This window comes from Bradyrhizobium guangdongense (genome assembly GCF_004114975.1).
GTDB lineage: Bacteria > Pseudomonadota > Alphaproteobacteria > Rhizobiales > Xanthobacteraceae > Bradyrhizobium > Bradyrhizobium guangdongense.
The window spans coordinates 5,206,278-5,218,851 of sequence record NZ_CP030051.1; the positions used below are offsets into that span (position 1 = coordinate 5,206,278).

The window sequence follows — 12,574 nt, forward strand, 5'->3', positions numbered from 1 at the left end:
CTTTGATTCACCTGCGCGATGGTAGCGGTGCAGCCAGTTTGGTTTCGTGCAAATATCCGCTAGCTTTGGTCTTCCCGCGCCCGCTTCGGTCGCGGAATTGGCCTTTGACGCTGGAAACGAAACCTTGGCCCTCGACCGGAAAGATCTCGCGATTCTCGCGGAACTCACGACCAATGCGCGCGCCAGCCACACCGAGCTCGCCAACAAGGTCGGGCTATCAAGCACGGCACTGGCGCGGCGACAGAAGGCACTCGAGGATGACGGCTACATCGAGGCCTACCAAGCCGCGCTCTGCCTCGCGCAGTTCGGCCTCACCACCACCGTGCTGGTCCGCATCGCGCTGGAGAGCCAGAGCGACGAGGCGCTGAAGGCGTTCGAGGCCGAGGTGGTGAAGTGCCCCTCCGTCGTGCGCTGCTTCCTGATGTCCGGCACCGACGACTACATCCTGATCGTGCTCGCCCGCGACATCCAGGATTTCGAGCGCATCCATCGCACCGAGCTGTCACGCCTGCCGCGGGTGGCGCGGGTGCAATCGAGCTTTGCGTTGCGCGAGGTCGTCAACCGCGCGGTGCCGACCGTCGTGTTCGGCGAATCGAAGCGGTAGCTGGGTCGGCTCCGCCCCGAATCGTCAAGCGCATCGCCTCGCCGGCTGTGTCATTCCTTCATCAAAGAAATTTGAATTGTGGGTTCAACCATACGGTTGAGGCGCAACAGACCCGATCATCAGACCCAATTGATAGGGCGCGACGCGACCGCGTCCCACATCACGCAGCCATTTCATATCGGGGTCTTCCATGCTCAAATCCAGCCGCCGTCTTTTCATTCAATCCCTTGCATTCGGAGCCGGCGTTCTCGGCGCCGCCAAATCCGCGCTGGCAGCGCCCGATGGACATGCCGCCGGCTACGACGTTGCTCCCGCATCCGAATTCCTGAAGACGATCCCACGCAAATCGGGTGATCCCGTGGTGTTCACCGCATCGCTCGACAAGGGGCCGATCAAGGCCACCTCCGGCGGCTGGGCGCGCGAGGTCACGGCCCGCACCCTTCCGCTCGCGACCGGAATTGCCGGCGCGCACCTCTTCGTCAACGCCGGGGGTGCCCGCGAGATGCATTGGCATAATTCGGCCGAATGGGCCTATGTCGTCGACGGCCATTGCCAGGTGACGGTGGTCGATCCCGAGGGCCAGCTCGAAGTGGTCAATCTCGCTCCCGGTGATCTCTGGTTCTTTCCCAGAGGCCACAGCCATGCCATCCAGACGCTGGGATCCTCCCCCTGCCACGCCATCCTCGCCTTCGATGACGGCCTCTATTCCGAGCACGGCACGTTCGGCATCAGCGACTGGATGAGCCGTTACGACGCGCCGACCTTGTCACAGGCGCTTGGCGTATCCACGGAGACCTTCAGCCCGAACCCGAAAGCCGAGACCTACATCATGCAGGGCGAGGTGCTGGCACTCGACGGTCCGCAGGCAAAAGTCGCACGCGCGCTGGACCGCGACCGCACCCACCGTTTCCCGCTGATGGCGCAGAAGCCGCGCGTGAGCACCGCCGGCGGGCAGCTTTACGTCGCCTCCGCCAAGGAGTTTCCGGTTTCTAGCACCATGACCGGGACGGTGCTCAAGCTCAAACCCGGCGCGATGCACGAGCCGCATTGGCACACCAACGCCAATGAATGGCACTACGTGCTGAAGGGACGCACGCGCGTAACCCTGTTCGCATTCGACAAGAGGGTCGCGGTCGCGGAGCTCTCGGCGGGAGAATGCGCCTACATCCCCGCCAATTGCGGTCACTCGATCCAGAACATCGACAAGGACGACGCCGAGATGGTCGGCGTGCTCGACAGCGGCACCTACCACGAAAGCAGCCTCGGCGACTGGCTGGCGAAGGCGCCGCGGCACCTGCTCGCCAACAATTTCGGCGTCGCGGAGGCGGCGGTGGCGAATTTCGGCCGGAAACGGATGGTCATCGCCAGCGCGGCCTGAGCGCTCCGTCACGCCGGAGGCGCCGTCATCGAACTGTCACCGAATGTGCCGAGACGTGTCTGTCTCTGCACATTCGGGACCTGCCATGGATTATTTCAAGCGCTTCAACTTCCTGTTCGCCGCACCCGTGTTCGACGCCGACGACCTCGAGGGTCTCCGCTTCAACCAGATCATCGAGGAGATCCAGCGCTCCGGCTTCGAGGTGGTCCGGGCACGCAAGCTGGAGGACGCCGAGATCGCGGTGCAGACCGATGCCGCGATCGGCTGCATGGTGGTGGACTGGGGCAAGAAGGGGCTGGAGGGCAAGACCTCGGCCCTGATCAATCTGATGCGACGCCGCGGCCTCGATTTCCCGATCATCCTCCTGATCCGGCGCAAGCGCTTCGAGGATTTGCCGGTCGAGGTGCTCGACTTCATCGACGGCTATGTCTTCCTGTCCGAGGAGACGCCGACCTTCATCGCCAAGAATTTGATCAGCCGGCTCAAGCAATATGCCGAGACGCTGAAGACGCCGTTCTTCGGCGCGCTGGTCGACTACGCCGAGGAAGGCAACCAGCTCTGGACCTGCCCGGGTCACAATGGCGGCGTGTTCTACAACCGCAGCCCGATCGGCCGCGTCTTCGTCGAGCATCTCGGCGAATCCGTGTTCCGCGACGACCTCGACAATTCCGTGCTCGACCTCGGCGACCTCCTCACCCATGAAGGGCCGGCGCTGAAGGCGCAAAAGGAGGCGGCGGCGATTTTCGGCGCGGAAAAGACCTATTTCGTGCTCAACGGCACCTCGACCTCGAACAAGGTCGCGCTCGGTGCGCTGGTCACCGACGGCGATCTCGTGCTGTTCGACCGCAACAACCACAAGGCCGCCCATCACGGCGCGCTGATGATCGGCGGCGGCATCCCCGTCTACGTCCCGACCATCCGCAACGCCTGGGGCCTGATCGGCCCGATGCGCTGGGACGTGCTGGACGAGAACGCCTTGCGCGAGGCGATCCGCAATCATCCTCTGGTGACGGACAAGAATGCCTGGCGCAAGGAGCGGCCGTTCCGCGTCGCCGTGGTCGAGCAATGCACTTATGACGGCACGATCCACAATGCCGAAATGATCCTGAAACGGATCGGCCACCTCTGCGAATACATCCTGTTCGACGAAGCCTGGGCCGGCTTCATGAAATTCCACCTGCTCTATGCCGGCCGGTTCGCGATGGGCCTTGCCAACCTTCCGCCGGAGGCGCCAGGCATCATTGCAACCCAATCGACCCACAAGCAGCTCGCGAGCTTCTCGCAGGCATCGCAAATCCACATCAGGGACCGCCATATCCGCGGCCAGAAGCGGCGCGTCGAGCATCGCCGCTTCAACGAGAGCTTCATGCAGCACGCCTCGACCTCGCCGTTCTATCCGCTGTTCGCATCCCTCGACGTCGGCGCGCAGATGATGAAAGGGCGATCGGGCGAAGTGCTGTGGGACGACACGATCCGCCTCGGCATCGAGCTGCGCAAGAAGATCCGCGCGATGCGCCGGGAGTTCGAGGAGAAGGAGCAGAAGGAGGACCGCCGCTGGTTCTTCGAGCCCTTCGTCCCGGATCGTGTCGCCATTCCCGACGTCAGCCGCCCTGGCGCCGCGCACAATGTCGCCTGGGAGACGCTGTCAACCGACGAGCTCGCCACCAATCCGGCACTCTGGCAGCTCGCCCCCGACAGCAATTGGCACGGCTTCCCTGGCATGGCCGAGGGTTTCGCCATGACCGATCCCAACAAGCTGACGCTGCTCACCCCCGGCTTCGATCGCACCACCGGCGCCTATGCCGAGCACGGCATCCCCGCCCCTGTTGTCGCGCAGTATCTGCGCGAAAACCGCATCGTCCCCGAGAAGAACGACCTCAACTCCCTGCTCTTCCTGCTGACCCCCGGGGTCGAGGCGAGCAAGGCAGGCACGTTGATCTCCGGCCTCGTCGCCTTCAAGAAGCTGCACGACGACAATGCGCTGCTCGCCGATGCCATCCCGGAATTCTACCAGCGGCGGCAGACACGCTATGCCGGCGTGCGCTTACGCGATCTCTGCGGCGAGATGCACCGCTTCTTCCGCGCCGCCGATGTCAGCGGTCTCCAGGCGCGGCAATTCATGCCCGAGCACATGCCTGAGATCGCGATGTCGCCGCGCGATGCGGCGCGATACCTGGTCAAGAACGACGTCGACTATCTGCCGATCGAGGCGATCGCCGGCCGCATTGCCACCACGCCCTTCGTGGTCTATCCGCCCGGCATCGCTACCATCGTGCCCGGCGAACGGCTGACGCAACGGGCCAAGCCGATGATCGATTACCTCAAGATGTTCGAGACCTGCTTCAACACATTCCCGGGCTTCGATGTGGAAATCCAGGGCGTCTACAAGGAGATCGATGCGCGGGGTTGCATCGGGCTCTATACCTACGTCGTTTCCGAGTAGGTGCCGATGAACGAAACAGCTGTGCGCGCAAGCGATGAACCGGTGCTGGTCCGCACCTCACGCGAGAGCGATATCGAGGCGATGCTGGCGATCTACCGCCATCACGTCCGCAACGGCGTGCCACGTGATGTCGAGGGAACCGGCGCGCCGGAGCCCGATGATCTGCGCAACCGGCGCAAGAATCTGAAGCAGACCCGGCTGCCGCATCTGGTCGCGACATGGCGCGGCGAGGTCGTCGGCTACGCCTATGCGGTGCTGTTTCGCAAGCGACCGGCCTATCGCTACACGGCCAAACACTCGATCTATGTCCACCACGAGCATCTCGGCCGCGGTGTCGGGCGGCTGCTGCTCCAGGAGCTGATCGATGCCTGTGCAGCAGCCGGCTTCCGCCAGATGATCGGCTATATCGATGTCGACAACACGCCGTCGCTGGCGCTGCACGAGAAGTTTGGATTTGCGCGCGTCGGCCTGCTCAGCGGCGTAGCCTATCGGCATGGCCGCTGGTCGGATACCGCCATGGTGCAGCGTTCGCTCGGCGCCGGCGTCACCGCGCCGCCGCCTGTCACCGCACCGGGCCGATAAGTCTCACGAAGGAAAGTCAGCCGGTCTGACGTGGATGCGATCGGCATGCAGCGACCAGTGATGCAACGCCTGGTCCTCGCAGAATTTCGCTTTTGCCCGTTCCGTAGCCTCGTCCTCGTCGGCCGCGTCGATCTCAAGCGTGCCCTGGCAGACCTCGCACTGACGGCCGTACTCGCCAAGCACGTCCTTCATGAACCTGACGACATAAGTTGACATGGGACCTCCCTGCTGGACCGGCAGTACTCTAGTCCCATTTAGAGCGGCGAAGGGAGAGAGATTTTGACGCGGATCAAAGCCGGGCAAGGTTCCCGCAGCCCATTCAGGCGGCGGGCCCGCCTTCACGTGGTGATGTCGAGGAGCGACTTTTCGGTCTCGGAGTAGGCTTGAATGACCTTCGCATTGGCGATGAAGCTGTACTTTGCGGCCGTCAGCTGAACAAATTGGTCAGCGAGATCGACGTTCGGCGCCGCGATCAGGCCGTCCTGGTTTGCGAAGGGAGCGCTTGGGTCGGATTGTGCGGTATAGCTCGGCGAAACCGTCGACACGGTAGCGATCGTGCCGCCTGGCGTCGAGCTGCTCGATTGGTCGACCTGATCGACCCGTAATGGCACATAGGCCGGGGGAAACGTCGGAGCGATGCTCGGGCTGGCCGCACCAGCCGACGAGGCCGATCCGCCTGACGCGGGAAGCGGGCCGGTCGTGCTGACATTGGCGACGTTGCTCGCGGCCACGCTCACGCGCAAGCTCGCCGCAGAAAGTCCTGACGTCGCAATCGAATAGATGCTCATGCCCACTCGTCTACAGGACAAGTGATACGCGTTCACTCACGCCATCAGTCGAATTCGCCGCTTTCTGTTTTCATCCTCGTAACCAACGATCCGGGCGCGGTCGGAGTTCGCGCAGCCCTACCCGGGCGTGACGCCAAAGGCCTGCTTGAAGCGCTCGACGTAAACAGGCCAGACCTCGGGATTGATGATCCGCGGCGGCCGCTTGCCGTCGAGCGTCTCCAGCACCTGCTCGGCCGCGATGCGGCCCATGTTCTGGCGCGCCTCGATCGTCACGCCGGCGGTGTGCGGGCTCGCCAGCACGTTGTCGAACTGGAGCAGCGGATGCTCCGGCGGCGGCGGCTCCTTGGACCAGACGTCGAGGCCCGCGCCGGCAATGCGCTTGTCGCGCAAGGCCTGGAGCAGAGCGTCCTCGTCGTGGATGAAGCCGCGGGCGGTAGTGATGAAATAGGCATGCGGCTGCATCAGGCCGAATTCGCGCACGCTGATCATGTTGCGGCTGCCCTTGTTGAGCGGACAGGAAATCGAGACGAAATCGGCGCGGCGCAAGAGCTCATCGAGCTCGACCTTCTCGCCGCCCCGCTCGGCCATCACCTCGGCCGAGAGGTACGGGTCGTAAGCGAGCACCTTCATGCCGAGCAGGCCCTTGCACAGCGCGGCGATGCGGCGGCCGACATTGCCGAGACCGATGATGCCGACGGTCTTGTGCTCGACCTCGTTGCCGACCAGCTCGTTGCGATTGACGTTGGGTTCGCGGCGCAAGCGGCGATCGGACTGGATGATGCGCTTGGACAAGGTCAGCATCATCGCCAGCGCGTGCTCGGCGACGGAATGGGCATTGCCGCCGGACTGGTTCACGACCAGTACACCCGCATCGGTGCAGGCTTCGACGTCGACAGGATCGAAGCCTGCGCCGTTGCTGGAAACCAGCAGCAAGTTCGGCGTGCGCTTCAGGAAGGCGGCGTCGACATGGAAATGCGGCGCCAGCTCGTCGCGCGCGGCGCCGATCTGGTAGACATGCGCCGCGCTCAGGATGGGGGCGTAGAAATCCTCGGGGCTTTCGTTCTCGATGCGGTCGAGCCGGACGTCGGGCCGGGCTTTCAGGATGTCGATATAGACAGGGTTGGCCAGGTACTTGACGTAGAAGACGCGTTTGCTGTTGACCGACATCAGGACCCTTCCGACTCTCATGGAGAACCCGGTAGGTCAGCGCCACGCGCGCTCAACTCCTGGTGCCTCCCGATTTTTCATTATTTCGCTTATGACATGGCGGTGCCGGCCTCGGCAGGCCGTCTGGCGCAGATCACGGTGCCGGCCCGGACATGTTGACAATCCCGCCTGCTCCGTCAAGTTCTGCTGATAGCCGCGACGGACACAGAAGAAGCATGCGCGGCCGAAGGGAGAACGCAATGGCAATTGCGGAGCAGCAGCCTCCGGCGGGACAGGCCGCCGCCGACAGAAGCTGGCACAGCATCGTCCTGCAAACCCTGAAGCGGAACGAGGTCAGCCTGATCCCCTACGTGCCCGACCGCGTACTGACGCCGCTGATCAAGAACCTCCACGCCGATCCCTTCTTCACCACCTTTGCCACCGCGCGCGAGGAAGAGGCCGTCGGCATCGTCTCGGGCGCCTGGATGGGCGGGCGGCGCGGCGCGGTATTGATGCAGACTTCGGGTTTTGCCACGCTCGCCAACGTGCTCGCCTCGCTCGCCGTGCCCTACCAGATCCCGCTGATCATGTTCGTCTCCGAGCGCGGCACGCTCGGCGAATTCAACTATGGCCAGTCGCTGGTCTGCCGGACCATGCGTCCGGTGCTGGATTCGCTGGCGCTGGAGCACCACACCATCACCAGGCTCGACGAGCTCGAGTTCATCGCTGACCGCTCGATCAAGCAGGCCGTCACCACCCAGGCGCCGGTAGCGCTGATCCTCAATCCGCTGCTCACGGGCGGCAAGGTCTTCGACAAGTGAGCCGGCCATGACCACGCGCAACACCAAAGTGATGAACCGTTTCGATGTGACCTCGCGCCTGATCGCGAAGCTGAAGCACGAGGAAGCGGTGGTCGGTGGCATCGGCAACACCAATTTCGACCTCTGGGCCGCCGGCCACCGCCCGCAGAATTTCTACATGCTGGGCAGCATGGGGCTCGCCTTCCCGATCGCGCTAGGCGTCGCGCTGGCGCAGCCCGACCGCCGCGTCTTCGCGCTGGAGGGGGACGGCTCGCTGCTGATGCAGCTCGGCGCGCTCTCGACCATCGCGGCGTTGAAGCCAAAGAATCTGATCATGATCGTGATGGACAACGGCATCTACCAGATCACCGGCGCGCAGCCGACGCCGGCCGCCGGCGTCGCCGACCTCGTCGCGATCGCCTTGGGTTCGGGGCTCGCCAACAGTGCCTGGGCCGCGGACGAGGAGGATTTCGAACGACTGGTCGACGAAGCCATGTTGGCTGACGAACCCAGCCTGATCGCGCTGCGTATCGACGACAAGCCCGGCGTCGGCACCACCCGCCGCGATCCGGTGCAGATCCGCGAGCGCTTCATGCACGGCCTCGGCGTGCGCGAACCGCTCTGAGACCTTTTCATTGACGATAGAAGCCCCGCAGAGCGTCACTCCGCGGGGCCCTTATTCAATTCACCTTACGCGCCGATCAGTCGATGATCTTGATCACGCGGCGCGTGCGCGGCTCGACGATCACGCGGCGGTCGTTGACGACCGCATAGCGATATTCGGTATAGTTCGGCACCGGCCGCAGCACCACGGTCGGGGGCAGCGGCTCGCCGACGACGACGCGCTCGTGGACCACGACAGAATCATCACGCGGAATTCCGCCGAGTACCGCGTTCGGAATTTCGAGACCGGCGCCGACGGCCGCACCGACGGTCCCGCCAACCATGGCGCCGATCGGACCGCCGATATCACCGCCCGCGCGCGCGCCGTTCGCGGCGCCCTCGGCGGTCGTCGACTGGGCAAAGGCTGCGCTCGACGCCAGCAGCGACGCTGCGGCCAACGTAATCGCAAGACGGGTTTTCATGACCTGATGTCTCCAGTGATTGTTGTGGGTCATCAACAGCGGGGCCGGAGCATTGTTCCGGTTCCAGCGTGATGAAACACACGTCAAACTGGCGACTGTTACCGCGTAACAGTTCAGGCTGCAGCGATCTCGTGCCCCGCCATCAGTTCCAGCGCTCGCACCATCGCGGAATGATCCCAGCCCTTGCCGCCATGCGCGGTGCAGGAGGAGAACAATTGCTGCGCGACCGCGGTGCTTGGCAACGACAGACCGAGCGCACGCGCCCCCTCGAGCGCAAGGTTAAGATCCTTCTGGTGCAGCTCGATGCGGAAGCCGGGATCGAAATTGCGCTTCACCATGCGCTCGCCATGCACCTCGAGAATCCGCGACGAGGCAAAGCCGCCCATCAGCGCCTTGCGCACCAGCGCAGGGTTCGCACCCGCCTTGGATGCGAACAGCAACGCCTCGCTCACCGCCTCGATCGTCAGCGCGACGATGATCTGGTTGGCGACCTTCGTGGTCTGGCCATCGCCATTGGCACCGACATGCGTGACGTTCTTGCCCATCTTGTCGAAGACCGGCTTCATCGTGCCGAAGGCCCGCTCGGGACCGCCGACCATGATGGTGAGGCTCGCCGCCTTGGCGCCGAGTTCGCCGCCCGACACCGGTGCATCGAGATAATCCGCGCCCAGCGCCTCGATTTTCTTGGCAAACTCCTTGGTCGCGAGCGGTGAGATCGAACTCATGTCGATCACGATCTTGCCTTTGGAGATGCCTCCGGCGACCCCGTCCTTGCCGAACAGCACGGCTTCGACATGCGGCGTATCCGGCACCATGATGATGACCGCATCCGCGTTCTCGGCTACCTCCTTCGCGGATCTGCAGGCGATGCCACCAGCCGCAATCAGCTCCGGAGCGACCGGCGCAACGTCATGCAGGAGAACGCGATAGCCTGCGGCCAGGAGATGGCCGGCCATCGGCCGTCCCATGGTGCCAAGTCCGATGAAGCCGATGTCGATCATGTCATATGTCCTCAGGTGTCGAATGTCTGCGCGGCGTGCCAAGCCAGTCCTTCCAGCGTCGTGGTGCGCGGCTTGTATTCGCAGCCGATCCAGCCGCGATAACTGATCGCGTCGAGATGGCGGAACAGGAACGGATAGTTGATCTCGCCCGTATTCGGCTCATGCCGGCCGGGATTGTCGGCGAGCTGGATGTGCGCGATCTGCGGAAGATATTCCTGCATGGTGCGGGCGAGATCGCCCTCCATGATCTGCATGTGATAGATGTCGTATTGGACGAATAAATTGTTCGAACGGACTTCTGAGATCAGCTGGATCGCCTGCTCGGTGCCATTGAGGAAGAAACCGGGGATGTCGAGCGTGTTGATCGGCTCGACAAGCAGCTTGATGTTCTCACGCGCCAGCGTCGAGGCCGCGAAACGCAAGTTTCCAATCAGCGTTTCCTGAAGCTCACGCGGATCGGCATCCACGGGGGCGATGCCGACGAGGCAGTTGAGCTGCTCGCAATCGAGCGCCTTGGCGTAATCGATGGCGCGGAACACGCCGTCGCGGAATTCGGCGGTGCGATCGGGCATGATTGCGATGCCGCGCTCGCCGCCGGCCCAGTTGCCGGCAGGGAGATTGTGCAGCACCTGGGTCAATCCATGGGCATCGAGCTGCTCGCGGAGCTGCGCCTTGTCGAAATCGTAGGGGAAGAGATACTCGACCCCGGCAAAGCCGGCCGCTTTCGCCGCGGCAAAGCGCTCGATGAACGGCATCTCGGTGAAGAGCATGGTGAGGTTGGCGGCAAATTTCGGCATGATGCGGTCCCCTACTCTGCCGGCTGCAATACGCCGGGCCTGGTGGTCCCGACTTCGTCGAGCGGCAGGTCCAGCACCTCCTCGAACTCGACGATGTTGTCGATCTCCGTCCCCATCGCGATGTTGGTGACGCGTTCGAGGATGAACTCGACCACCACAGGCACGCGGTGCTTCTTCATCAGCTCGCGGGCAGTCACGAACGCGGCCTGCGTGTCCTTCGGGTCGGTGACGCGGATCGCCTTGCAGCCGAGGCCTTCCGCCACCGCGACATGGTCGACGCCGTAGGCGCCGATCTCGGGCGCGTTGATGTTCTCGAAGGAGAGCTGGACGTGATAGTCCATGTCGAAGCCGCGCTGGGCCTGGCGGATCAGCCCGAGATATGAATTGTTCACGACGACGTGGATGTAGGGCAGGTTGAACTGCGCGCCGACGGCGAGCTCCTCGATCAGGAACTGGAAGTCGTAGTCGCCCGATAGCGCGACGATGTCGCGATCCGGGCACGCCGCGCGCACGCCGAGCGCCGCCGGTAATGTCCAGCCGAGCGGGCCCGCCTGCCCCGCGTTGATCCAATTGCGTGGCTTGTAGACGCCGAGAAATTGCGCGCCGGCGATCTGCGACAGGCCGATCACGGTGACATAGGTGGTGTCGCGTCCGAAGGCTTTGTTCATCTCCTCGTAGACGCGTTGCGGCTTGATCGGGACGTTTTCGAAATGGCTCTTGCGCAGCATGGTCTTCTTGCGATCGCGGCAGGAAGCGGGCCAAGCCTGGCGCTCGCGGAGTCTGCCTGACCGCCGCCACTCCTTGGCGACGGAAACGAACAGCTCGAGCGCTGCCTTGGCGTCCGAGACGATGCCGAGATCGGGATTGAATACGCGGCCGATCTGGGTCGGCTCGATGTCGACATGCACGAAGGTGCGACCCTTGGTGTAGGTCTCGACCGAGCCGGTGTGACGGTTGGCCCAACGATTGCCGATGCCGAGCACGAAATCGGATTCCAGCATCGTGGCGTTGCCGTAGCGATGGCTGGTCTGGAGGCCAACCATGCCGGCCATCAGCACGTGATCGTCCGGGATCGCGCCCCACCCCATCAGCGTCGGCACCACGGGCACGTTGGCGATCTCGGCGAACTCGATCAGCAGGTCCGAGGCATCGGCATTGATGATGCCTCCGCCCGCAACGATCAGCGGCCGCTCGGCGGCGTTGAGCATCTCCAGCGCCTTCTCGATCTGCTTGCGCGTTGCGGCCGGCTTGTAGACCGGCAGCGGCTCATAGGTCTCGTCGTCGAATTCGATCTCGGCGAGCTGCACGTCGAGCGGCATGTCGATCAGCACCGGTCCGGGCCGGCCCGAGCGCATCACGTGAAAGGCCTGGCTGAACACGCGCGGCACCAGCGCCGGCTCGCGCACCGTCACGGCCCATTTGGTCACGGGCTTTGCGATCGACTCGATATCGACGGCCTGGAAGTCCTCTTTGTAAAGCCGTGCGCGCGGCGCTTGCCCGGTGATGCAGAGGATCGGAATGGAATCGGCTATCGCCGAATAGAGCCCGGTGATCATGTCGGTACCGGCCGGCCCCGAAGTGCCGATGCAGACACCGATATTGCCGGCCCTGGCCCGCGTGTAGCCTTCGGCCATGTGCGAGGCGCCCTCGACATGGCGCGCCAGGATGTGCCGGATCGAGCCACGCTTCTTCAGCGCCGAGTAAAGCGGATTGATCGCAGCCCCGGGAACACCGAAGGCCGTCGAGATGCCTTCCTTCTCCAGGATACGCACGGCTGCATCGACAGCTCGCATCTTCGCCATATCGGACCTCGCTCGGTTAAATCAGCGAGCGAGATCATCGGGTGCACCCGATGCGATCTCAACGAGATGGATTTTATTTTCCACGATGCGGCAACCGCGGAAAAACTTCGTTTGTCTCAAGCGGTTAAGTCGAGAAATACGTGAAAGC

Annotated in this window: 13 protein-coding genes; 6 read left to right on the forward strand and 7 right to left on the reverse strand. The window is 63.7% G+C overall.

The annotated features are described in order from the left end of the window. The first annotated feature begins 124 nt into the window (after nucleotides 1-124). The 4 genes from X265_RS25020 (at nucleotide 125) to X265_RS25035 (ending at nucleotide 5,007) form a co-directional block, all read left to right on the forward strand. Nucleotides 125-604, forward strand: coding sequence for an Lrp/AsnC family transcriptional regulator (locus tag X265_RS25020; protein ID WP_164938779.1), 480 nt, complete (start codon nucleotides 125-127; stop codon nucleotides 602-604). A 190-nt stretch (nucleotides 605-794) separates the two neighbouring features. Then, a complete protein-coding gene (locus X265_RS25025) occupies nucleotides 795-1,982 on the forward strand; it encodes a cupin domain-containing protein (RefSeq protein ID WP_128967230.1) in 1,188 nt (395 codons plus the stop codon). Nucleotides 1,983-2,067: 85 nt separating this feature from the next. Next, on the forward strand, nucleotides 2,068-4,425 hold the full coding sequence (locus X265_RS25030; protein WP_128967231.1) for an Orn/Lys/Arg family decarboxylase: 2,358 nt from the start codon (nucleotides 2,068-2,070) through the stop codon (nucleotides 4,423-4,425). A 6-nt stretch (nucleotides 4,426-4,431) separates the two neighbouring features. Next, a complete protein-coding gene (locus X265_RS25035) occupies nucleotides 4,432-5,007 on the forward strand; it encodes a GNAT family N-acetyltransferase (protein WP_164938780.1) in 576 nt (191 codons plus the stop codon). 3 nt (nucleotides 5,008-5,010) lie between these two features. Here the strand turns inward: X265_RS25035 and X265_RS25040 are convergent, their stop codons facing one another. The 3 genes from X265_RS25040 to X265_RS25050 form a co-directional block, all read right to left on the reverse strand. Next, a complete protein-coding gene (locus X265_RS25040; protein WP_092296687.1) occupies nucleotides 5,011-5,223 on the reverse strand; it encodes a hypothetical protein in 213 nt (70 codons plus the stop codon). Between the two features lie 122 nt (nucleotides 5,224-5,345). Continuing rightward, on the reverse strand, nucleotides 5,346-5,795 hold the full coding sequence (locus tag X265_RS25045; protein WP_128967233.1) for a flagellar basal body rod protein FlgC: 450 nt from the start codon (nucleotides 5,793-5,795) through the stop codon (nucleotides 5,346-5,348). A 117-nt stretch (nucleotides 5,796-5,912) separates the two neighbouring features. Next, nucleotides 5,913-6,962 carry a hydroxyacid dehydrogenase gene (locus X265_RS25050; protein ID WP_128967234.1) on the reverse strand — a complete coding sequence of 350 codons (1,050 nt, stop codon included), beginning with the start codon at nucleotides 6,960-6,962 and terminating at the stop codon, nucleotides 5,913-5,915. A gap of 239 nt (nucleotides 6,963-7,201) precedes the next feature. Here X265_RS25050 and X265_RS25055 point away from each other — a divergent pair, with 239 nt between their 5' ends. Both X265_RS25055 and X265_RS25060 read left to right on the forward strand, forming a co-directional pair. Continuing rightward, nucleotides 7,202-7,762 (forward strand): thiamine pyrophosphate-binding protein, encoded by a 561-nt coding sequence (locus X265_RS25055; RefSeq protein ID WP_128967235.1) that lies wholly within the window; start codon nucleotides 7,202-7,204, stop codon nucleotides 7,760-7,762. A gap of 7 nt (nucleotides 7,763-7,769) precedes the next feature. Further along, nucleotides 7,770-8,366 carry a thiamine pyrophosphate-dependent enzyme gene (locus tag X265_RS25060; RefSeq protein ID WP_128967236.1) on the forward strand — a complete coding sequence of 199 codons (597 nt, stop codon included), beginning with the start codon at nucleotides 7,770-7,772 and terminating at the stop codon, nucleotides 8,364-8,366. A 76-nt stretch (nucleotides 8,367-8,442) separates the two neighbouring features. Here X265_RS25060 and X265_RS25065 read toward each other — a convergent pair whose 3' ends face one another. The 4 genes from X265_RS25065 to gcl all read right to left on the reverse strand — a co-directional run bounded on the left by X265_RS25065 (nucleotide 8,443) and on the right by gcl (nucleotide 12,426). Then, nucleotides 8,443-8,826 (reverse strand): DUF1236 domain-containing protein, encoded by a 384-nt coding sequence (locus X265_RS25065; RefSeq protein ID WP_128967237.1) that lies wholly within the window; start codon nucleotides 8,824-8,826, stop codon nucleotides 8,443-8,445. 113 nt (nucleotides 8,827-8,939) lie between these two features. Then, nucleotides 8,940-9,827: a 2-hydroxy-3-oxopropionate reductase gene (locus tag X265_RS25070; RefSeq protein WP_128967238.1), complete on the reverse strand. Its 888-nt coding sequence runs from the start codon at nucleotides 9,825-9,827 to the stop codon at nucleotides 8,940-8,942. An 11-nt stretch (nucleotides 9,828-9,838) separates the two neighbouring features. After that, the gene (hyi, locus tag X265_RS25075) at nucleotides 9,839-10,624 is read right to left on the reverse strand and encodes a hydroxypyruvate isomerase (RefSeq protein WP_128967239.1); all 786 of its coding nucleotides are present in this window, start codon (nucleotides 10,622-10,624) and stop codon (nucleotides 9,839-9,841) included. A gap of 11 nt (nucleotides 10,625-10,635) precedes the next feature. Next, entirely contained in the window at nucleotides 10,636-12,426 is a 1,791-nt protein-coding gene (gene gcl, locus X265_RS25080) for a glyoxylate carboligase (protein ID WP_128967240.1), read from the reverse strand. Nucleotides 12,427-12,574 lie beyond the last annotated feature (148 nt).